Annotated in this window: 20 protein-coding genes and 1 tRNA gene; 5 read left to right on the forward strand and 16 right to left on the reverse strand. The window is 66.5% G+C overall.

Translation table 11 applies throughout. The features are described from left to right. Positions 1 to 14 precede the first annotated feature (14 nt). From DVH29_RS05785 to DVH29_RS05795, 3 genes are all read right to left on the reverse strand, one after another. Positions 15 to 2,150 carry a sodium-translocating pyrophosphatase gene (locus DVH29_RS05785; protein ID WP_114645210.1) on the reverse strand — a complete coding sequence of 712 codons (2,136 nt, stop codon included), beginning with the start codon at positions 2,148 to 2,150 and terminating at the stop codon, positions 15 to 17. Positions 2,151 to 2,475: 325 nt separating this feature from the next. Beyond that, complete coding sequence (locus tag DVH29_RS05790) at positions 2,476 to 2,781, reverse strand: YggT family protein (protein WP_114645211.1); 306 nt, start codon at positions 2,779 to 2,781, stop codon at positions 2,476 to 2,478. 338 nt (positions 2,782 to 3,119) lie between these two features. After that, complete coding sequence (locus tag DVH29_RS05795; RefSeq protein ID WP_199562530.1) at positions 3,120 to 3,581, reverse strand: tellurite resistance TerB family protein; 462 nt, start codon at positions 3,579 to 3,581, stop codon at positions 3,120 to 3,122. A gap of 229 nt (positions 3,582 to 3,810) precedes the next feature. Here DVH29_RS05795 and DVH29_RS05800 point away from each other — a divergent pair, with 229 nt between their 5' ends. Both DVH29_RS05800 and DVH29_RS05805 read left to right on the forward strand, forming a co-directional pair. Then, complete coding sequence (locus DVH29_RS05800; protein WP_114645213.1) at positions 3,811 to 4,347, forward strand: hypothetical protein; 537 nt, start codon at positions 3,811 to 3,813, stop codon at positions 4,345 to 4,347. Continuing rightward, positions 4,344 to 4,910: a hypothetical protein gene (locus DVH29_RS05805; RefSeq protein WP_114645214.1), complete on the forward strand. Its 567-nt coding sequence runs from the start codon at positions 4,344 to 4,346 to the stop codon at positions 4,908 to 4,910. Before DVH29_RS05800 ends, DVH29_RS05805 begins: the two co-directional genes overlap by 4 nt. On the opposite strand, the gene DVH29_RS05810 is transcribed toward DVH29_RS05805, so the two are convergent. Then, on the reverse strand, positions 4,907 to 5,203 hold the full coding sequence (locus DVH29_RS05810) for a 4a-hydroxytetrahydrobiopterin dehydratase (protein WP_114645215.1): 297 nt from the start codon (positions 5,201 to 5,203) through the stop codon (positions 4,907 to 4,909). The two genes, DVH29_RS05805 and DVH29_RS05810, sit on opposite strands and share 4 nt — an antisense overlap. Before the next feature lie 157 nt (positions 5,204 to 5,360). Here DVH29_RS05810 and DVH29_RS05815 point away from each other — a divergent pair, with 157 nt between their 5' ends. Further along, positions 5,361 to 7,670, forward strand: a complete 2,310-nt coding sequence (locus tag DVH29_RS05815; protein WP_114645216.1) for a putative bifunctional diguanylate cyclase/phosphodiesterase — start codon at positions 5,361 to 5,363, stop codon at positions 7,668 to 7,670. Between the two features lie 193 nt (positions 7,671 to 7,863). Then, positions 7,864 to 8,583 carry an N-acyl amino acid synthase FeeM domain-containing protein gene (locus DVH29_RS05820; protein ID WP_114645217.1) on the forward strand — a complete coding sequence of 240 codons (720 nt, stop codon included), beginning with the start codon at positions 7,864 to 7,866 and terminating at the stop codon, positions 8,581 to 8,583. A gap of 50 nt (positions 8,584 to 8,633) precedes the next feature. Here the strand turns inward: DVH29_RS05820 and DVH29_RS05825 are convergent, their stop codons facing one another. The 7 genes from DVH29_RS05825 to DVH29_RS05855 all read right to left on the reverse strand — a co-directional run bounded on the left by DVH29_RS05825 (position 8,634) and on the right by DVH29_RS05855 (position 15,200). After that, the gene (locus tag DVH29_RS05825; RefSeq protein ID WP_158541574.1) at positions 8,634 to 9,242 is read right to left on the reverse strand and encodes an RraA family protein; all 609 of its coding nucleotides are present in this window, start codon (positions 9,240 to 9,242) and stop codon (positions 8,634 to 8,636) included. After that, entirely contained in the window at positions 9,239 to 9,853 is a 615-nt protein-coding gene (locus DVH29_RS05830) for a glutathione S-transferase family protein (RefSeq protein WP_114645219.1), read from the reverse strand. Before DVH29_RS05830 ends, DVH29_RS05825 begins: the two co-directional genes overlap by 4 nt. A 23-nt stretch (positions 9,854 to 9,876) precedes the next feature. Next, positions 9,877 to 10,752: an SMP-30/gluconolactonase/LRE family protein gene (locus DVH29_RS05835; protein ID WP_114645220.1), complete on the reverse strand. Its 876-nt coding sequence runs from the start codon at positions 10,750 to 10,752 to the stop codon at positions 9,877 to 9,879. Between the two features lie 100 nt (positions 10,753 to 10,852). Continuing rightward, positions 10,853 to 12,352 (reverse strand): tripartite tricarboxylate transporter permease, encoded by a 1,500-nt coding sequence (locus DVH29_RS05840; protein WP_114645221.1) that lies wholly within the window; start codon positions 12,350 to 12,352, stop codon positions 10,853 to 10,855. After that, a complete protein-coding gene (locus tag DVH29_RS05845; protein ID WP_114645222.1) occupies positions 12,352 to 12,801 on the reverse strand; it encodes a tripartite tricarboxylate transporter TctB family protein in 450 nt (149 codons plus the stop codon). The genes DVH29_RS05840 and DVH29_RS05845 overlap by 1 nt, the downstream gene beginning before the upstream one ends. 1 nt (position 12,802) lies before the next feature. Further along, entirely contained in the window at positions 12,803 to 14,206 is a 1,404-nt protein-coding gene (locus tag DVH29_RS05850) for an MmgE/PrpD family protein (protein ID WP_114645223.1), read from the reverse strand. A 28-nt stretch (positions 14,207 to 14,234) separates the two neighbouring features. Continuing rightward, positions 14,235 to 15,200 carry a Bug family tripartite tricarboxylate transporter substrate binding protein gene (locus DVH29_RS05855; protein WP_158541575.1) on the reverse strand — a complete coding sequence of 322 codons (966 nt, stop codon included), beginning with the start codon at positions 15,198 to 15,200 and terminating at the stop codon, positions 14,235 to 14,237. A 134-nt stretch (positions 15,201 to 15,334) separates the two neighbouring features. Here DVH29_RS05855 and DVH29_RS05860 point away from each other — a divergent pair, with 134 nt between their 5' ends. Continuing rightward, on the forward strand, positions 15,335 to 16,135 hold the full coding sequence (locus DVH29_RS05860; RefSeq protein ID WP_158541576.1) for an IclR family transcriptional regulator: 801 nt from the start codon (positions 15,335 to 15,337) through the stop codon (positions 16,133 to 16,135). A 304-nt stretch (positions 16,136 to 16,439) separates the two neighbouring features. Here DVH29_RS05860 and DVH29_RS05865 read toward each other — a convergent pair. The 5 genes from DVH29_RS05865 to hemC all read right to left on the reverse strand — a co-directional run bounded on the left by DVH29_RS05865 (position 16,440) and on the right by hemC (position 21,051). Further along, a tRNA-Thr gene (locus DVH29_RS05865) sits at positions 16,440 to 16,515 on the reverse strand. 88 nt (positions 16,516 to 16,603) lie between these two features. Then, on the reverse strand, positions 16,604 to 17,992 hold the full coding sequence (locus DVH29_RS05870; RefSeq protein ID WP_114645226.1) for a heme biosynthesis protein HemY: 1,389 nt from the start codon (positions 17,990 to 17,992) through the stop codon (positions 16,604 to 16,606). Further along, positions 17,989 to 19,323 carry a COG4223 family protein gene (locus DVH29_RS05875; protein WP_114645227.1) on the reverse strand — a complete coding sequence of 445 codons (1,335 nt, stop codon included), beginning with the start codon at positions 19,321 to 19,323 and terminating at the stop codon, positions 17,989 to 17,991. The genes DVH29_RS05870 and DVH29_RS05875 overlap by 4 nt, the downstream gene beginning before the upstream one ends. 37 nt (positions 19,324 to 19,360) lie before the next feature. Further along, entirely contained in the window at positions 19,361 to 20,107 is a 747-nt protein-coding gene (locus tag DVH29_RS05880; protein WP_114645228.1) for a uroporphyrinogen-III synthase, read from the reverse strand. Continuing rightward, positions 20,104 to 21,051 (reverse strand): hydroxymethylbilane synthase, encoded by a 948-nt coding sequence (gene hemC / locus DVH29_RS05885; RefSeq protein ID WP_114645229.1) that lies wholly within the window; start codon positions 21,049 to 21,051, stop codon positions 20,104 to 20,106. The genes DVH29_RS05880 and hemC overlap by 4 nt, the downstream gene beginning before the upstream one ends. Positions 21,052 to 21,086: the final 35 nt, after the last annotated feature.

The following is a 21,086-nucleotide window of genomic DNA, read 5'->3' on the forward strand; positions in this document are numbered from 1 at the left end:
GTTCCGGCCGGGCCTTAATGCAGCACGGCCAGCAGCAGCAGCGCGATGATATTGGTGATCTTGATCATCGGGTTGACGGCAGGGCCGGCGGTGTCCTTATAGGGATCGCCCACCGTATCCCCGGTCACCGAGGCCTTGTGGGCCTCCGAGCCCTTGTAATGGGTCTGCCCGGTGGAATCGGTGAACCCGTCCTCAAAGCTCTTCTTGGCGTTGTCCCAGGCGCCGCCCCCCGCCGTCATCGAGATGGCGACGAAGAGGCCGGTGACGATCACCCCCAGCAGCATGGCCCCCAGCGCGGCAAAGGCGGCCGCCTTGCCGGCGATCAGCAGGATGGCGACGAAGACCACGATGGGCGAGAGCACCGGCAGCAGCGAGGGGACGATCATTTCCCGGATCGCCGCCTTGGTCAGCATGTCCACGGCCCGGCCGTAATCGGGCTTGGTGGTGCCTTCCATGATGCCGGGGTTTTCGCGGAACTGGCGCCGCACCTCGACCACCACCGCCTGCGCAGCGCGGCCCACGGCGGTCATCGACATGCCGCCGAAGAGGAACGGCAGCAGCCCTCCGAACAGCAGCCCGACCACCACATAGGGATCGGCGAGCGAAAAACTCACCTCGCCCACGCCGAAGAAGAAGCTGCCCTCGGCGGCCGTCGCGATGAAATAGGAGAGATCCTGGGTATAGGCGGCGAACAGCACCAGCGCCCCCAACCCGGCTGAGCCGATGGCATAGCCCTTGGTCACCGCCTTGGTGGTGTTGCCCACCGCGTCCAGCGCGTCGGTGTTTTTCCGCACCTCGTCGGGAAGGCCGGCCATTTCGGCGATGCCGCCGGCATTGTCGGTCACCGGGCCGAAGGCGTCGAGCGCCACGATCATGCCGGCCAGCGCCAGCATGGTCACCACGGCCACCCCGATGCCGAACAGGCCGGCGAGGGAATAGGTGACGATGATGCCGGCGATGATCACCAGGGCCGGCAGGGCGGTGGATTCGAGCGACACCGCCAGCCCCTGGATGACATTGGTGCCATGGCCGGTGATCGAGGCCTCGGCGATGGAATTGACCGGGCGGCGATTGGTGCCGGTGTAATATTCGGTGATCCAGATGATCAGCCCGGTGATCACCAGCCCCGCCACGCCGCAGAAATACAGCGACCAGGGGGTAAAGACCGTATCGCCCACCGCGATCACCCGATCCATGTCGCCGAACATCAGCCACATGATCGGCACAAGCGCGATGAGGGACAGAACGCCGGTGGCGAGCACGCCCTTGTAGAGCGCGCCCATGATGTTGCCCGAAGCGCCGAGCTTGACGAAATAGGTGCCGATGATCGAGGTCAGGACGCACGCGCCGCCAATGGCCAGCGGCAGCACCATGCCGATGAGTTGCAGGTCGGGCGGCAGGATGATGGCGGCCAGCACCATGGTGGCGACGATGGTCACCACATAGGTCTCGAACAGGTCCGCCGCCATGCCGGCGCAATCGCCGACATTGTCGCCCACATTGTCGGCGATGGTGGCCGGGTTGCGCGGATCGTCCTCGGGAATGCCCGCTTCGACCTTGCCCACCATGTCCCCGCCCACATCGGCGCCCTTGGTGAAGATGCCGCCGCCCAGCCGGGCGAAGATGGAAATCAGCGAGGCGCCGAAGCCCAGCGCAACAAGCGCATCGATCACCACGCGATCGGTGGCGGCAAAGCCCAGCCAGGTGGTGAGGACGAGGAAATAGACGGTGACCCCCAGAAGGCCGAGCCCGGCCACCAACAGGCCGGTGACCGCGCCGGACTTGAACGCCAGGTCGAGCCCGCCCGCCAGCGAGGTGGTGGCCGCCTGGGCCACCCGCACATTGGCGCGCACCGACACATGCATGCCGATGAACCCAGCCGCCCCCGACAGCACCGCCCCGATCAGGAAGCCGATGGCGGCATAGATGCCGAGCAGCAGCCAGGCGGCGACGAGGATGACGACGCCCACAATGGCGATGGTGGTGTATTGGCGCTTGAGATAGGCGATGGCCCCCTCGCGCACGGCGTTCGAAATCTCCTGCATGCGCGCCGTGCCGGCATTGGCGGCCAGAAGCGCGCGCGTAGTCACGATGCCGTAGACGACCGACAGGACGCCACAGGCAACGATCAGCCATAAGGCCAAATTCATTGTCTATTCCCCTCACAAATCCGGCCCGGCACGGTGTCGGGGATGCGCGTATCGGCCATCGCCCCCGCCCGGACCCTTCCTCCTTGTTTCCGATGCTGCCGGGCTCCTCTTCCCATTGGCAGAACCGGAACCGCCCCTCAGGCGGAACACTCGGGAGGATGGCGCAAATACAAGGGGCAGGCAATGGCTATTCTCGCCCCTTTTCGGGACAGCATTGCTGGCTTATCGGGGGCTAGGGCCTTGGCGGCGCGGGGAAATGCCCGGGCATCCCTATTGACCTTTCGCGCCGCCGCGCCCCTTTCCGGGCGCGGCGCTCACCCAGGCGTCAGAGGGCGCCCATGGCGGCCTGGCGCATCAGGGGATAGAGGATCACCAGGCGCAGGAAGTAGATAATGAGGAACAGGACGATCGGGGAGATGTCGAGTCCGCCGAAATTGGGCAGGAACTGGCGGATCGGCCGCAGCAGCGGATCGGTGATCTGATAGAGCGCGTTGGCGATGGTCGCCACGAAGCGGTTGGACATGTTGAGAATGTTGAAGGCCAACAGCCAGCTCACGATCACCTGGGCGATCATGATGAAGATGACGAGGCCTAGCACCAGGTCGATAAATTGCAGCAGTCCAAACAGCATAGGCGGCGTCCTTGTCTGATCGTGCGCTCCGGCCCGGCCGGAGGATGATCGCAATATCTAAGCGGTCGGCGCCGCAGGGGCAAGACACCCCGGGCGGCGCGGCCTCGAAAGAAAAAAGGCCCGCCCCGGCACTATGGCGAGGTCAGGGCCTTTGAAAAGTTCATCCGGTACGCAACACACAAAGATCCGGACGAGAAGCCCAATGCAGCAAGCGTGCCAACAGAGCCCCGGACCAGATGATGCGGTGCGCGGCGGGCTAGGGGCCATATATGGACCGAACAGCATCGGGCACCGCCGACCCGAATTGCAAAATGCAAGGCCGGCCTTGCACTCTGCAACTAATCCCCGACCGGGTCGGGCGGGGTGGTGGCGCGCCGCGCCTCATTGCGCAACAGGGTGCGCTGGCGGGTCGAGACGCCGATCAGCTCGGCCACCCGCCACACCATATTGTCCTCGAGCTCGTGATTGGTGTCGTCGACGAACACCACCTGCCACATCATGCGCACGATCTCGGCCTTTTCCGCGTCCGACAGCCGGGCGAGTTGCGTGGTGAACTGGTAGAAATCCACCGCTTCGCGGTCCCGGCGCCGCGCCTCGGCGATCAGCCGTTTCACCTCGCCGTCGTCGAGCCCGTAATGGTCCCGCAGCGCCCGGGCGATGGCCGCGGTTTCCACCGCGCTCGCGGCGCCGTCGACCGCGGCGAGATGGATGAGCAGGGCGGCGACGGCGAGCCGGGGTTCGGCCGCGGCGCCGGTCGCTTTTTCCGGGCCGCCGAACAGGCGGGAAATGGCTTCGAACACGCTGGAACGGTCCTTGCGACGAGAGAATAAAGGATGGCTTGACCCTAGCAGGCCATGCGGTCCGCTCAAACGCCCCGTCGCCCCGGTGACGCGGATTTTACCGGCCTGTCGTTTCGCTGCCACAGCCCGCAGCCGCCCGGAACGCATGAGGCATTTTCGGGGATTGTTTACCGTTCCGGCCCTAATGTTACTGCCGCAATTGGGGCCAGTGCAGGGGGGTAGCGGCACGATGTGGGCGGCATGGGCACTGATCGCCGGCGGCGTGTCGCGCGTATTGGGGGAAATCGTCGAGGTGGTCGGGGGCGGGCGCACCGATCCGAGCACCGTCATGACCGCCCTCGGCCTCGTCCTCGTCGCCATCGGCTTTACCGGCCTGTGGCGCGACGCCGCGACCAGCCCTTTCGGCCGCATCGGGGTGACGTTGGTCGCGCTGGGGGCGCTGGGCTTTACCGCCATCGCCGCCTGGTCGCTGTCGCAGGGGACGCTCGACATCGCCGACATCGCCCAGACCCCCGCCTTCCGGCTCACCGCCGCCCTGACCCTGCTCGGCGCGGCGGGGCTGGCGGTGTGGCTGATCGGCTCCCCCGCCTATCCAATCTGGATCGGGGTGGTGATGTGCCTCTCCATGGCCCTGTCGCTGGCGAGCAGTTTTGTCGCGCTGCCCAGTCTCGTCCAGCCCCTCATCGATATGGTAATGGCCCTTACCTTCATCCAGCTCGGGCTTTCGGTGCGCGAGCAGCGCAAAAAGGCGAAACCAACCCCATGATCCTCGCTCTCGTCCTCATAGCCGGCACGCTCCTCTGGGCCGGGGGAGAAATCGCCATGCTGGCCGCAGGCGGCATCATGCCCACCCCCGGCTGGATCGCCACGCTGGGGCTCTATGTCGCCGGCGCCGGATGCTTCGCGCTCAAGGACCTGCCGGCGGTGGCCCGGCCGGGCCGGGTGGGCATCGTGCTGGTGGCCTTCGGGGCCATCAGCTTTGCCACGGTGATGACCATCGTCCTGACCTCGGGCCTGCTGGGCGCCATGGCCGAGGGCGCGGTGGGCCACGCGCAGATGGTCTATACCCCGTTCTACCTGCTGGCGCTGGTCTTCATGGTGGCCGGGCTGGTGGCGCTGGCGCTGCATTTCCGCGCCGCGCCGGGGCCGCAAGGGGCGTTCTGGGGCGCGGCGCTGCTCGCGGTCCTCACGCTGGCGCGGCTGGTCTTTGCCAGCCTGCCGCTCTATCACGAGGCGGTGTCGGCGCTGGTGGCGCTCTACCTCCTGTGGCTGGGCGTGATCGCCCTGCGCCGGACCACGGCGCAGAGTACCGGACGCGGCGCTGGCTAAAGCGCCTCGATGGCCCGGGCGAGGTCGAGATCCTTGCGGGTCACCCCGCCCTTGTCATGGGTGATCAGCGCGATCTCGACGCTGTTGTAGCTGTTGGACCAGTCGGGATGATGGCCGGCCTTTTCGGCCAACAGCGCCACCCGGGTCATGAAGGCGAAGGCGCGGGAAAAATCCTTGAAGGTGAAGGTCTTGGCGATCGGCCCCGCCTCCGAGAGGGTCCAGCCCGTCAGCGCACCCAGCGCGGTTTCGATCTCCGGGCGCTCCAGCGGCGCCCCCGGTCCGGCATCTGTCATGGCATCGGCTCCCTGATTGGCACGACGGCTTAAACCGGTTCTTTACCACGCCAGCAAGTCCTGGCTGGAACCGGCCATTTTCGCAAGCATTGTCAACCTGATGCCCATTTCTGGCAAGCGATGATACCCCGCTACCCAAAGGCAGGCCCAAAAATACATGCCAAACAGCAGATCGCTTCCCACCCTGGACTACGTGTCCATCGTCGCCTCGCTCTACAAGGACAAGCGCGCCATGCTGGTCGGCATGGGCGCGACCGTGATCGCCGTGATGCTGGCGGCGGTCAAGACCGGCGCGCCGGTCCTGTTCGCTTTGGCCGTGGTGTTCGTCGTCTCCACCGGATTCCGCTATTTCAACGTGCTGTCCTTCGAGCGCAACCGCCCGGCGGCCGACGACCGGGAAGCGGCGCAATACTGGGAAAAGCGGCAGATGGTCCACAGCACCTGGACCGCCGTGCTCTACGGCATGTGGTGCTTCGTGACGCTGATCTTCGTGCGCGACCCCTTTGCCGAGCTGGTGGCCATCTCGGTTTCGGTGGCCGCCATGATCGGGGTCTGCACCCGCACCTTCGGCATCGGCCGCATCGTCACCGCGCAGATGATCGGCATCTCGACCCCCATCGCGCTCGGCCTGGTGCTGGGTGGCGATATCTTCCACATGACGCTGGCCACCCTGCTGGTGCCGCTGATCGTGAGCTTCCGCTTTCTGGCCGCCGATGTGCGCGACATGCTGCTGACCGCGGTGCATGAGCGCGTGGCCTCCGACCGTCTGGCCGAACAGCTCGACACCGCGCTCGAAACCATGCAGCACGGCCTGTGCATGCTCGACGAGAACGGGGTCATCGCCCTCGCCAATGTGCAAAGCCGCCAGACCTTTGCCGGCGTCGCCGAGGGCAGCTGGGTGGGGCGCACCTTTGCCGACCTGCTCGACGAGGCGATCGCCCGCCGCGCCCTGCCGCGCCAGACCGCCGAACGGCTCAACCGCATGATCGCCAGCCGGGCCGGCGGCAAGATCGTCATGAAGCTGTCGGGGGATTATCATTGCGAGGTGACCGTATCCTCGCGCGGCAACCGCACCGTCCTCTTGTTCGAGAACGTCACCGCCCGCATCCGCGCCCAGGAACGCATCAATTTCATGGCCCGCTATGACGGGCTGACCGGCCTGCCCAACCGCGCCCATTTCGCCGAACTGGTCGATGTCGACCTCGCCTCGCGCCAGCGCACCCCCGGCACGGTGCTGCTGGCCATCCTCGATCTCGACGATTTCAAGCATGTGAACGACACGCTGGGCCATCTGGCCGGCGACGCGGTGCTCACCGAAGTGGCCCTGCGCATCCAGACGGTGATGAACCGCCAGTCCCGCATCGGCCGCTTCGGCGGCGACGAATTCGTGCTCTATCGCAGCGAGGCGGTCGACGAGGCCTCGGCCCGCGCCGAGGCCGCCGCCATCATCAAGGCCCTGTCGCGGCCCTTCGTCGTCAATGGCGAGCGCCTCGACATGCGGGCCTCGATCGGCTTCGTGGTGCGCGCCGCCGACGGGCTGGCCCTCGACGACCTGATCAGCCGCGCCGATCTCGCCCTTTACAACGCCAAGGCCCAGGGCAAGGGGCGGATCCAGACCTTCGAGGACAGCATGGACGCCGACTACCGCTATCGCCAGCGGCTCAAGGCGGACCTGGCCGATGCCATCGCCCAGAACCAGCTCAGCCTCGTCTACCAGCCGCAGATCGACCTCAGCACGCGGCGCATCGCCGGCTGCGAGGCGCTGGCCCGCTGGACGCATCCGGAGCTCGGCCCGATCCGCCCCGACATCTTCATCGGCCTTGCCGAGGAAGTGGGACTGGTCTCGGCCATCACCCGCTGGGTGCTGCGCACCGCAGCCGATGAATGCGCGCAATGGGTCGAACCGGTCACCGTATCGGTCAACGTTTCGGGCCGTGACCTGCGCGGCGAGGGGCTGCGGCGCGACATCGAGGACGCCCTGGCCAGCAGCGGGCTGGAGCCTTCGCGCCTCGAGATCGAGGTGACCGAGACCGCGCTGATCGAGGAACGTTCGGTGGCCGCCTCCCGGCTCAAGGCCCTGGCCGAGCGCGGTATCGGCATCGCGCTCGACGATTTCGGCACCGGCTATTCCTCGCTCTCCTATCTCAACGAGATGCCGTTCTCCAAGCTCAAGATCGACCGCTCCTTCCTTGCCGATATCGAGACCAATCCGCGCTCCCTGGGCCTGATGGCCAATGTCGCCCGGCTGGGCCGCGATCTCGAGCTGGTGGTGACGGCCGAAGGGGTGGAGACCGAGGAACAGCTCGCCCTCATCGCCCGCCACACCGAGGTCGACCAGATCCAGGGCTTCCTGTTCGGCCTGCCCCTGCCGGCCGCCGAGATCCGCGAGCTGATCGAAAAAATGAGCAAGACCGGCGCCCCCATGAGCGGCCAGAACTGGAAAAAGCCTGTGCTGGTGGCGCGTTAGATCACTTGTCCTGCCGCGTTTCCGCGCTGGAAGGGGCGCCCGCGCAGGAAAAAAAGCGTCGCAATTGTGGCACCCCCTTCCCCATTTGGTTAAAATTTGATTAACATTGCTCCCAACACCCGGGGGTAGTGCCATGCGTAATCGGGAAGCATCCGAACGATCCGCTCTGACGTCGCGTTTCGCGACAAATCTCATGGACATTCTCGACCGCGTCGAATACCGGCGCGTCGATCTGGCAAACCGGCGCGATCCGGTCTATCGCCTGCGCTACGCCGCCTATCGGCGCGAGGAATGGGTATCGGAGAACCCCGAGGGGATCGCCACCGACGAGTACGACCGCTCCCCCAATGCGCGCTGCTACGGGGTCTATATCGACGGGCAGCTGGTGTCCTCGGTGCGCTTCCACCACGCGACGCCGGACATGCGGATTTCACCCTGCATGCGCATGTATCCCGACCTGCTCAACGGCTTTCTCGACGCCGGCCAGTCCTATATCGACCCGTCGCGCTTCACCACCGACCGCGACACCGCGCTCGCCTATCCCGCCCTGCCCTTCCTGACCCTGCGGGTGGCGGCAATGGCGTGCGAATATTTCACGGCCACCTATTGCCTTTCGGCGGTGCGCGAGGAGCATGTGGCCTTTTATCGCCGGGTGTTCGGCTCGCGCGAGATCGCCGGGGACGGGCATTATCCGGGGCTCAACTTCCCGGTGAAGCTCTATGCCGCCGAAGTGCGCGAAATCCGCAACCGGGTCGCCGACCGCTTCCCCTTCTTCATGTCGACCCCCGAGGAGCGCGAGGCGATGTTCGGGGACGACGCCGATGCGCATTATCTCGGCCTGATCCGCCCCACGGCCCGCCAGGCGGCGCTGGCCGAAGACCGCTTCTCCCCTGTCCCCGACGCAGCCGAATAGGACTGTGATCGGGCCGCAGACTTTGCCCCTGGCATCGCCGCGCCGAACAGCTATAGCGGGGCTATCCGCTGGTGAAGGCGGCTGTTGCGCTCCAATTCCCAGGCATGGATCTCCATGGCCTTGGCCCGCACCGCCGGTTCGTCGGCGGACGCGATCGCCACGAGGCCGTCCGCATCGAAGCAGACGAAATCGCCCGGATTGATCGCCACGGTGCCGATGGTGATGGTTCCCCCGATCTCGGCCGTGACCAGGCGCCCCTTGCTGCGCAGAGGCGTCGCGCCGCGAAACAGCACCGGCAGCCGCAGGGCCGCCAAGGCCGCCACGTCGCGGATGGCCCCATCGATGACCACGCCCGCCGCCCCGCTGCCGAGGGCGCGCAAAGCGTGCCCCTCGCCCCAGGTCGCGATCCCAGCGCCCGACGGTGCCGAGATGATGAGCACATCGCCCGGCGAAAGATGCTGCTCGGCCACTTCGCCCTGCCGAGCGGACTCTTCCGGCACCTCATTGATCAGCACCTGACGGAGCGTGAAGGCTCGTCCCCGCACGACCCTGTCCGGATGGGTGAGCCGGAACCCACCCACCGCACAGGGCGCGAGCCCGAGCGTATCGGCCGCGTCGCTGAGCAGCCCCGATCCGAGGGCTTCCCCTTCGCCGCTCATTTGGGCAGCACGGGTTCCGTCGCCACAAGGCTCGGGCGCTGTGAAACCGTATCGAACCATTTCGCGAGTGCGGCGGAACTATCGCGCCAACCGAGATCGGGAAGCCGGACATCGAGCCAGCCCAGGGCACACCCGACTGTGATCTCGCCGATGGTCAGCGCTTCGATGCCCAGTTCACCAGCTTCCGCCTCGAGGGCGCTCAATGCGCGCGCCACCTTTTCGCGCTGATGAAGCCGCCAGTCTTCCCACTGCAACCCCTCCGGACGCAGGGTCTCGATGCGGGCGAGCGAACCGGCTTCGAGGATCCCGTCCCCGAGTGCGGCGCGGCGCAATGCAGTCCAACGCGCCGCGCCTGCGGAAAAAATCCGCCCCGCACCGAACGTCGCGTCGAGATATTCACAGATCACCGTTGAGCCATAGAGCACCGAGCCGTCTTCCAGCCTTGCAGCCGGAATCTTGCCCAGCGGGTTGGCCGCGGCCACCGCGTCATTGGTCTTGAACGGGGTGACCATTTCCGCTGCCTTTTCGATCCGGTCGGCAACACCGAGTTCATACGCCGTGACCATGACCTTGCGGACGAAAGGCGACAGGCCGCCATAATAGAGTTTCATTGTCCTTGCTCTCCTGTTTGGGGTTAGCCGGCGAACATGGGTTCAGGCAGGCCGCGCACGCCCACCTCGGTGCGGAACAGGGCACCCGCCAGGGGCTCGGCGGCCCGCTGTTCGTCCGAAAGCCCCTGCCAGGCCGTAGTGATGTAGAGCTGGTCGAGATTGTCCCCGCCGAACCCAAGGCAGGTGATATTGGTCACCGGCATGTCGATGACCCGGTCGACGCGGCCATCCGGGGTATAGCGCACGATGCGCCTGCCGGCGAATTCGGCGTTCCAGACGAATCCTTCCGCATCGACGGTCGAGCCGTCCGGACGTCCGGGGGCATCCTTGAGGTCGGCGAATACGCGACGGTTAGAGATGCGCCCCTCCTCGATATCGAAATCGAAGGCCCAGATCATCTTTTTGGGCGTGTCGGCGAAATACATCACCTTGTCGTCCGGGCTGAAGCAGACCCCGTTGGGAATGTTGATACCATCGAACCACTTGGCGATGGCAAGGTCGGGCCCGACGCTGTAGAAGCTGCCATCATCGGTGCGCTGCTTGTCGTTCATGCTGCCGAGCCAGAAGCGCCCCTTGCGGTCGCAGCGCCCATCATTGAGCCGATGATCGGGAAAATCCGCTTCGGGATCGACCAGAAGCGTGCGCTCGCCGGTCGCGGCGTCGAAGGCGTAAAGCCCGTCTTCCTGCGCCAGCATGAACCCGCCCTGTTCGCGGATCGCATAGCTGCCCAGGACGTTGCCCCCGGTCAGGAAGGTTTCGAAAGCGCCGGTGTCGGGATCATAGGACTGGATACGCGGCTGGCGTACATCGATCCACCAGACCTTGCGGTCGCGCGGCGACCAGACGGGGACTTCACCCACCCGGTTTTTGGAATCGGCAACCATCTCGATAGCGGTCATGTCAATCGTCCTTCTCTTGTCGTGCGGTTGGTTTTGAGGGCAGCGCGAACCCCGCCGCCGGCCCGGAGCCAGCGGCCGGTCGCACGCCCGGTGTTTTGGATCAGGCGGCCTGCTCTGCGCGCGCATTGCTCCGCTTGCGCATGAGGCCGAGGCCGACCACGGCGATGAGACACACCACCGTGAGCACCAGCAGGCTGCCGGCGATGGGGCGCACGGCGATGCGCCCAAAATCCCCGCCGGCCAGAATGAGCGCCCGGCGTAGATTCTCCTCCAGCATGGGCCCGAGCAGGAAGCCGAGCAGCAGCGGTGTCAGCGGCAGGGCCAAAAGGCGTCCGAAATAACCGATCAAGCCGAACAGCAGCACCAACAGAACCTCGAACGAGCTGTTGTGGATCGAATAGACCCCCACGCACATGATGGCGATGATGCCGGGGAACAGCAGGTGATAGGGAATGCGCAGGATGCTCGCCCATACCCCGATCAGCGGCAGGTTGAGCACCAGCAGCAGCACGTTGCCGATCCAGAAACTCGCCACCAGGCCCCAGAACAGCTCCGGTTCGTTGACGATCAGGCGCGGCCCGGGAATAATCCCGTTCATGATCAGCGCCCCGAGCATGACCGCCGTGGTAGCGCTGCCAGGAATGCCGAGCGACAGCATCGGGATGAAGGCAGTCTGGGCCGCGGCATTGTTGGCTGCCTCGGGACCCGCAACGCCCTCGATACGCCCTGTCCCGAACTCTTCGGGGTTCTTGGCGATGTTCTTTTCGGTGGCATAGGAGGTGATCGTCGCAATCGCAGGTCCCACACCGGGCAGCGCGCCGAAGAACGACCCCCAGGCGCTGCCGCGGATAGAGGGCCAGAACAGGCTCTTCATGTCCTTGCGGGATGGATACATATCGCGCAGCTTGACGGCGAATATCTTGCCGTCCCGCTTGACCCCGATGGCCATCACCACTTCGCCGATGGCGAACAGACCCAGAGCGACAAGCGCAATGGTGACGCCGTCCATCAGCTCGAACTGGCCGAACGAGTAGCGGATGACCCCGGTATAGGGATCAGTGCCGATGGTGCCGATCAATATTCCGGCTCCGAGCATGGCCAGTCCCTTGGCCACGCTGCCATCGGTGATGGTCGAGGCCGCGACCAGCGAAAAGACGATCGCCGCGAAATACTCGGCTGCACCGAAAGAAAGCGCCACGGTCACGATGGACGGGGCGAGGAATTGCAGCACCAGGATACCGATCGCGCCGCCGATGAAGGACGAGATCGCAGCGGTAAACAGCGCCTTGCCAGCCTCGCCCCGCTTGGCCATCGGATAGCCGTCGAGACAGGTTATCGCATTGCCGGGCGTTCCGGGCATGTTGAGCAGGATGGAAACGATGGCGCCGCCATACTCGGCGCCATAATAGATGCCTGCGAGCATGATCAGCGCGAGCAGGGGATCGAGGTAGACCGTGACCGGAAGCAGCAGCGAGACTGCGGCCAGCGGCCCCAACCCCGGCAGGACGCCGATGAAGGTTCCAAGCGCAACGCCCGCGAGACAATAGAGCAGCGCTTCGATTGTGAGGGCGGCGGGAAGCCCGATAGTGAAGAATTCCATTAGAAGGGCCTCACGAATAGCGGGGCAGTCGAACTCAGGCCGACCTTGAAAATGAGCCAGATGATCAGGATCATGAAACCGGCCAGGACGAGGGTGGGCAGAATTCTGCTGCGCGGGTCGGCCAGCGAGGAGACCACCACCGCAAACACCGTGGCCGGGATCAGGCCGAGGCTTTCGATGGCAAAGGCAAAGCCGATGACCGCGACCCCCACGAATGTGATGTGCCGGACGCGCGACATGTTGATCGAGACGGCCTGGCCCTCGTCGCCGCGGCGGATGAATCCGCTCGCGCCGATGCCGAGGCCCAGCAGGATCATGGCGACCGCGGCAACCACCGGCAGGCCGCCCGATCCGGGCTGGCTCATGCTGCCGACGCCATAGCCCAGACCGGGGATCAGGAACAGAAGGGCAAATGCGATGATCGCAAGCCCTCCGACAACGTCTTTCATGCTAGTCTGCCTTGGCTTGGATCATGAGGCTTTCCGAGAGCGCGGAAATATCGACGACCGTTTCGAGTTGCCGGAGCCGCGAGAACGTGGCGCGGGCATGGTCGGAGCCAATGCCGCAACTGTCCGCGCAATCGACGAACTTGCTTTCCAATTCGTCCCAGGTGAGCTCCCGCTTGGGGTGGCCGGGCGGGATGTCGACGCGCGCCGAATCCACGGTTCCGTCTTCCAGTTCGACCTCGACGAGGACAAAGCCGCGCGTGCCCGAGCTCTTCTTTTCGAAATCGGGATCGCCGTCGGTGCACGCAATGTCCTCGATCGCTTCGATCTTCTCGTAAAGCTCGAGGATTTCCGGAATCCGCACGGCCTCATCGGTGAATGAGGCGATCTTCAGCGTGTCGAAATGGATCGCCGCTGCCAGCGCATGCGGCATGGAGAACTTGCTCTCAAGTCCCGTCTTGGGACGCATGAAGGGCAAGGGGCGCAGGGATTTGGGCGCCACCTTGCAGACGATGCGCCGCACCCGACCCTTGAGCCGGCCGAGCCGCGCCTCGATCTGCCCTAGCGCATCGATGGCGCGGTGCGTGGCGTAGCAGGTGGGAAATTTCTTGAGCGCGATGCCCGGCTCGACGATCGTCCAGGGTTGGCCGAGCAGCGGCATCACCTTGGCCGCGTCGCTTTCCTCGGTGCCGTAGGCGGCCAGATAGCCGCCCGGCGCTTCGAAAATCGCTTCCGAAGCGGTAAAGCCCTCCTGGACGAGGGCGACGGCCGTCACCGCCGCCTGCGCGGCCCAGCCGGAATGGAACGGCTTGGTCATCGACCCGAAATTGGCCTGCAAGCCGCTGGCCGTCGAGGCCGCTATGCCGAATGCCTGGCGCGTCTGGGCTTGCGATAGCCGCTCCATCCGGGCCAAAGCGGCCACCGCACAGAAAATCGCGATAGTTCCCGTAGCGTGGAAGCCGCGGAAATAATGCTTGAGGCCGACCCCTTGCGAGAGCTTGGAGCCGACTTCGAGGCCGATGACATAGGCATCGATGAACTCTTCGCCCGAAACCGCCCGGCCCTGCGCTGCCGACAGCAGTGCCGGCATGATGACCGCGGCCGGATGACCCGGCATCATGGACAGGACGTCGTCGAAATCCAGCGCTGCGCCGAACGTGCCCTGCACCAGGGCCGCGACAGGCCGCGACAGGCGGTCGGGCGTGCCCATGACGGGCACCTCCCCCAATCCGGCCTTGCGGGCGAAGGCCAATATGGGAGGAGCGACCTCGCTGCCGGCGCCGGACAGGATCACCGCGAATGTATCGGCGATCACCTTCTTGGCCTTGTCCGCTCCGGCAAGACCTGTTGCTCCGCAATCCGCCGCCTCGATGAAGGCCGCGAGATCCCCGGTCAGGGTCGCGCTCATGGTCGCTCCTCGCTTTTCTTGTCTGGACTTATTCGATGCCGGCTTCTGAGATGATCCGGCTCCACTTCTCGAAGTCGGCCATCACGATGTCCTCGAGCTCCTGGGGACCCGAGCCCCTGAGCGTGGCACCGCCGAGCGCGAACTCCTCGACGAGGTCCGGCTCGACGACCATGGCGTTGACCTGCTCGCTGAGCATGTCCACCACTTCCGCTGGCGTGCCGGCGGGCGCGAAAAGCCCCCACCAGAGCTCCACCGTTGCCTCGGGATACAGTTCGGCGATGGCGATAGTATCGGGCAGGATCGGCGAGCGCTCGACATCGGTCACCGCAAGCGGAACCACATCGCCCTCTTCGATGAACTGCACCATGTTGATGATGTTGGAAAAGCCGATATTGACCTCGCCCGACACCAGATCGAGCGTGGCCTGCGCAACGCCCTGATAGGGCACATGGATGATCTCGATGCCGGTCACGCTTTGCAGCAGCTCGGCGGCGAGGTGGGCGGCACTGCCGACGCCGACTGACATATAGGTGATGGTGTTGGGCGCTTCTTTGGCGCGCGCCACCAGATCCTCGATGCTGTCGATGCCCACATCGTCATTGGCGGAAATCAACATCGGCGTGTAGCCGAACAGGCTGATCCCCTCGAAGGCGGTCAACGTATCGACTTCCATCTCACGCATGGCCCGACCCAGCACATGGGTGGCGACGGAGCCCATCATCAGCGTGTGGCCGTCCGGCGCGCTTCCCGCCACATACTGGGCCGCCACCTGGCCGGCTGCACCGGGCCGGTTCTCGACCAGCACCGGCTGGCCCCAGGCCGCCTGCATGCGATCGGCAAGGTGCCGCGCGAGCGTGTTCGGCGCCGAACCGCTCGCTTCGAACGGAACGATCAACGTGATGGGCTTGGTGGGAAAATCCTGCGCCTGGACGCCCGAAGCCAGCAGAAGCGCGGCCCCGAGACCGAGAACGCCGAAGCGGATAGGAAACGCCATTTGAACTCCTCCAATTATGTGTTTTTCCTGTTTAATGCGACTTTGAATTATCCTAATAGATGAGAACATGTCAAATTATATATTGGCCGCCGTTCCGGATCGCGGTATGGAGAGGCGACGAAACAGGGTACGACATGGCGGAATCAACAATCAGCCGCGCGTTTCTGATCCTCGACATGCTGGGAGAGGAACGCAGCACCATCAGCCCCGAGGAGATCGCGCTCGCCTTGAACACGACGCGGTCCACCACCTATCGCTATATCAAGACCTTGTGCGACACCGGGTTTCTGATGCAGTTGTCTCGTGGCGCCTATGCGCTGGGGCCACGAATCGTTGAACTCGAGCGCAAGATTCAACTCAGCGATCCACTGGTCAACACCAGCCGCCCCTTCATGCGGGACCACGCCGCCAGTTTCGCGAACAGCACCCTGCTGCTGTGCGGGCTCTGGGGTGACCGGGTGCTGTGCCTCCATCAGGAAGCGGCCCCTTCGACCAATGGCGAGCCGGCCATCATCCAGCGCGCTCGGGGCATTCCGTTTTCCCTCTTCAAGGGTGCGGCATCGCTCAGCATCCTGGCCAGCCTCCCCCTGGCCAAGCGGCGAGCTATCTATCTGCAGTCGGGCAAGGAGATCGAAGAAGCCGGGCTCGGCGACAGCTGGGATGCGTTCCGCCGCACAACCCGCTCCTTGCGCGATCGGGGCTATGTGGTGACCAGCGGCTCGTTCGGCTCCAACCTCATTGCCGTAGCCGCACCGATCCTTGACGCCGACGGAGCAGCCCTGGGCAGCATCACCCGCATTGCCCCGATCAGCCAGAAGAGCTCCGAAAGCGATTTCTCGGCAGACGTCAGAGCCATCGTCCAAAACATCCAGGACGCCCTGCGCCATGCCTTCATGGATCGCTCCAAATCCCCACCCCGCCGCGCCAGGAAATAAAGCCTCAGCACCCGCAATGATCTGGCGAGGAAACGCTGCCCGCGCGAAGCGCAAGGAGGTCGTGGCCAAGGTCACGCCGGCAGACGCAGCCAACAGCGCGTACCGGCTTATAGGTAATGGTCAGATATCCGAGCTTGAATGCTCAAAGGCGCGGAGCTTCTGGCCAGTTGGAGCGTAGCGACGCGGACATCCGGCTCCAGAGACCAGAGCACGGCGCCTTTGGCATGAGCGACGTCAATCAGCCGCGCCGGTGATATATGACCACCGGTCATCTGCGCACCTTGATTTTCTCAACTGGAAAAACTGGTGCCGCTTGCGTGACTCGAACACGCGACCCCATCATTACGAATGATGTGCTCTACCAACTGAGCTAAAGCGGCATTGGCCCGAGGGCGAATGGCCGTCTTTTACTGGCAGTGCGGCGGGGGCGCAAGGGCAAAGGCGCGCAAGAGGCGCGCCTTTTTCCGCTCAGGGGCGCGCCGGCATGCCGGCAGCGTCCTCCTGCGGCGCCGCGCCCGGCGCGAGGGCCGGAGGGAGAGGCTCGGCGGGCTGGAGGGAGAGGCTGGCGGGAGTGCGGGCCTCGACCGGCACCTTCCACGCGAAGGCATCGAGCCGGTTGGTGACCGGAGAGGCGGGCGCCCATTCGTCCGAGGTGACGCCATCGGCGGTCCAGGCGGGATCGGCCGGGGCGCGCACGGCGCGGGCCAGCCATTCGCGCGCCTTGCCCTGGTCGCCGGACTGGCCCTCCTCGATCTCGGCCATCAACAGGCACATGGCGCGGGTCGGGTCCTTGGCGACGAAGGGCGCCAGCGCGGCGCGGGCCGTGCTCCATTCATAGGCGTCGATGGCGGCGCGGGCCAGAACCATGGCCGCCGCCGGATGGTCGTCGGGCGCTTCGATCAGCGCGCGCACGCGCTTGAGCCGCTCCACCGCCGAGGCGCCGGGTTTGACATGGGCATAGAGCGTGGCGATGTCGGGGTGGAAGCCGGCGCGCCAGGTGCGGCGCAGCAGCGCCGAGGCGCGGCGGGTATCGCCGCGATTGATCTCAATGCGGGCCGCGACCAGCGCGGCGGGCACGAAATCGGGAATGGCCTTGAGGGCCTTCTGGGCGTGGTCGAAGGCCGCATCGGGCTCGGTCTCCTCCAGCCGCATGGCGAGGGCCGTCTCCAAAACCCCCTGACGGCGCTTCTTGGCTGCTTTCTGGGCCCGGGTGCGGGCCGGCAGGGCGGCGCTCATCTCCAGCGCATCGCTCCAGGCGCCCCGGGCGGCCAGATCGTTGAACACCGCCTCGGACGCCCAGTCGAGACTGGGAGCCATGGCCAGCGCCTTCTTTGCGAAGGTGATGGCCGCGCTGGGCCGCCCCTGCTGGCGCGCCTGCTCGTAAAGCCCCGACAACGCCGCCAGCGCCGTGCGATCGTCGGAAATCAGCGCCCGGTAATGCTCGCGGGCCGAGGCGAGATCGCCCAGCGCCAATTCGCTGCGCGCTTCCAGCAGCCGGGCGGCGGGATTGCCCGGCAATTTGGCTCCCGCATCGCGTGACAGACTCCGGGCCCGGGAAAACTCCCCGGCCTGCAAGGCGATCACCGCGTCCGACAGCGCTTCGATCCCGGCCTTTTCGCGCCGCCGCGCATTGGCGCGGGCCAGCGCCGCTGGCGCGCCGAGAATACGGCGGACAAGGGCCCAGACCAGAATGGCCAGCGCGATCGCCGCAAGGGCGATGAAGATCGCTGTCCCGAGACTCGGGGCCAACCGCCAGCCGGGAGCCGAAATCTCGACCGTGCCCGGTAGGGCGATCAGCCAGGTGACCCCCAGCGCCGCCAGAAGACTGAGGACCAGATAGAGGACCAGCCGGATCATTGCGCCGCCTCCGCCCCGGTTTGACGCGCCGCGGCGAGCAGGCGCTCGGCGGCCAGCGTACGCGAAAGCGCCTCGGCAAAGCCCGAGGCGGCGGCCCGCATGGGCGCGGGCAACTGCGCCAGCCCCTGTTCGGCTGCCACGAGGTCGCCGGCTTCCAGCGCCGCCTCGATCTGCCCGACCCGCGCCTGCGGACTGTCGCCTTCGGTGGGGCGCAGGGCGAGGGCGGCGCCGGCCTGGTCGAGCAGCGACTTGGCCCAGTTGGCGTCGGGGTCCTGCGGCCGGGCGGCGAGAAGGACAGGAATGGCCTCGCGAAAGCCGGAGAGAAGCGCTGCGGGCGTCGCCACCCCCATGGCGGCGATGGCCCGCGCCTCGTCGTCGACGGCAAGCCCGGGCGACAGGGTTTCGAGTTCGGCCAGCGGCACGGCGAAGGGGGCGCCCGCCGCAATGGCGCGGGCCAGCCGGTCCAGCGCCCCGGGCAGTTGCGCCATGCGGTCGCGCTCGGCCGAGACCGTATCGAGGGCCGGCTGGTCGACGATGCGGGCATCGAGGTCGTCGATCCGGCTGCGGGCCTCGGCGAGAGCCGGCAAGGCGTCCTCGACCTGGGGCTCCAGCGCATCGAGACGGGCGGCAAGTGTTTCGAGCCTCTGCGCCATCTGTGCGATGAGATCGGCCTCCTCCCCCGAGGCGCCGGCGGCCACCGCCTCGATCCGGGCCGCGAGGGCGGCGGTCTCTTCGCCCAGGGCGTCGAGGTCGGCCTGGGCGGCGAGGCCTTCGGTCCCGGGCGCCGCATCGGCCAGTTCGGTGATTCGGGCCGTGAGTGCGGCCTCGACCGCGTCGATGCGCCCGGCCGCTTCGGCCACGACGCCATCCTGCACGCCGAGGGCGGTTTCGATCCGGCCCGTGCGGGCGTCGAGGGCAGCCAGCGCCGCATCCGCATCGCGCCCGCCATCGGGCCACAGGCCGAAACTGGCCAGTCCATAGGCGAGGGCCAATCCGACCAGGGCCCCGGCACCTGCGGCAACGGCGAGGGGAGCAAGCGGGAGCGGCGCGGTTTTCGTGCTGGCCGGGGCCGTGTCCGAAGGAGCGCCGGCGGCGGGTGCCGGGCGCGCCGAGGGGCCGGGCTCGGGTTTTTTCGCGGTGGCGGCGCGCGGCCCGGCGGTGGCCGAGTCGGGTTTGGCCGTCGCGGGGGATTCACTGGCGGCGGGCGCGGGCGTGTCGGGCTGGGCCGGTTCGGCGGCGCGGGGCGCTTCGCCCGAGGGCGCGGCACGCGATTCGCGCGCCTTGGCGTCGATGATCGGGGATTTGACCGGTCCAGGCTTTTTTTCGGCCATCAAGCCTGCCTCCTGATTGGTACGCGCACCACGGTCATCATGGACTGATTTGATCGCGGGCAAAAGCCAGGGCCAGCACCAGCATAGCCGCGTGCGAGGGCGCATCGGCCAGCCCGATGCGCAGGAAGTGGCTGTCGACCAGCGGTTCGGCGACATTCTCGGCGAGGCACAGGCAGGAGAGCGCGCGGCGCGTCGCCGCGAAGCGCTCCCCAGCCAGAAGGCCCGCGAAAATCGTCGCGGTTCGGCGCGAGAAGAACACCGCGCCCTCGATCTCCCCCGCCGCCAGCCGGTCGGCGAGATCGGGCGGCAGCGCCTCGACCGCCCGCATGGCGTAGAGGATGCGCGGGGTGACGGCGATCTCCCTTTGCGCCAGAAGCCCGGTGAGATCGCCGCTCTGGTGCTGGGCGGCGGGGTAGAAGATCGGGCCGGACGGCCGGTTGGCGGCAATCAGCTCGACCAGATGGGCCAGCGTGCCCTGCGCAAAGAGAATGCGGGAAAACCCGGCGGCGCGGGCAGCATTGGCCGTGTGCTCGCCCACCGCGAAAAGCGGCAGATGGGTGAAGCCGTCGCCGTCCTTGTGCTCGGCCAGGGCGCGCACGCCATTGGCCGACGTGGCGGCCACCGCGGCGTAATCCTGTGCCGGGGGCAGCGCGATGCCGGTCATCTGCGCTTCGAGCAGTGGGGCGATGACCGGCTCGAGCCCGATGGCGGCCAGCCCCGCAGCCGTACGTCCGGCATCGGCGCGCGGGCGGGTGACGAGGACGCGGCGCGGGGTGAGGGTCATCCTTGCTTGACCCTGGCGATGAAATCGGGACCGGCATCGGCCAGCAGCTTTTCGCCCAATCGCGTGCCCAGATCGCGCCCCGCATCGGCGTCGGCGGTCATCTCGTCCTCGAACACCTCCGATCCGTCGGGCAGCAAAATCTGGCCGAACAGGCTCATGCGGCCGTCCGAAAGGCTGGAATAGGCGGCGATGGGGGTGCGGCACGAACCGTCGAGCACGGTGAGAAAGGCGCGCTCGGCCTCGACCATGGCCCGGGTCGCCGGATCGTCGAGCATGGCGGCCAGCCGCGTCGCCGCCCCGTCCCCGGCCCGGGTCTCGATGACGATGGCTCCTTGCGCGGGCGCGGGCGGGAAATGGGCGACGTCGAGCACATGGGTGACCCGATGCGCCTCCCCCAGCCGGTTGAGCCCGGCCATGGCCAAGAGCGTCGCCTGAGCCACCCCATCGGCGAGCTTTTGCAGCCGCGTCTGCACATTGCCGCGAAATTCGACGGTGCGGAAATCGGGGCGGAAGCGCTTCATCTGGGCCCGGCGGCGCAGCGAGGAGGAGCCGATGATCGCCCCCTCGGGCAGATGATCGGGGCTTTTGGCAATGAGCGAGAGGAAGGCGTCGCGCACATCCTCGCGCGGCAGATAGGCCGCCAGCGTGAAGCCTGGGTCGATGGCCGTCGCCACGTCCTTGGCCGAATGGACGGCGAGATCGATCTCGCCCCCGGCCAGCGCCACTTCGAGCTCCTTGGTGAACAAGCCCTTGCCCCCCACTTCCGACAGCGGCCGGTCGAGGATGATGTCGCCGGAGGTCTTGATCACCCGGATGGCGATGGCGTCCGCATCGAGCCCGTTCACCGCGGCCAGCCGACTCCGCACTTCCTCGGCCTGTTTCAGCGCCAGCGGGGAGCCCCTTGTGCCGATGGTGAGAACGGGGGCGGTCTGGGGAGATTGCAATGTGGCCTCGCCGGTGTAAGAGAAGGAAGATAAAG

The organism is Pelagibacterium lacus (assembly GCF_003345525.1).
Classification (GTDB): Bacteria; Pseudomonadota; Alphaproteobacteria; order Rhizobiales; family Devosiaceae; genus Pelagibacterium; species Pelagibacterium lacus.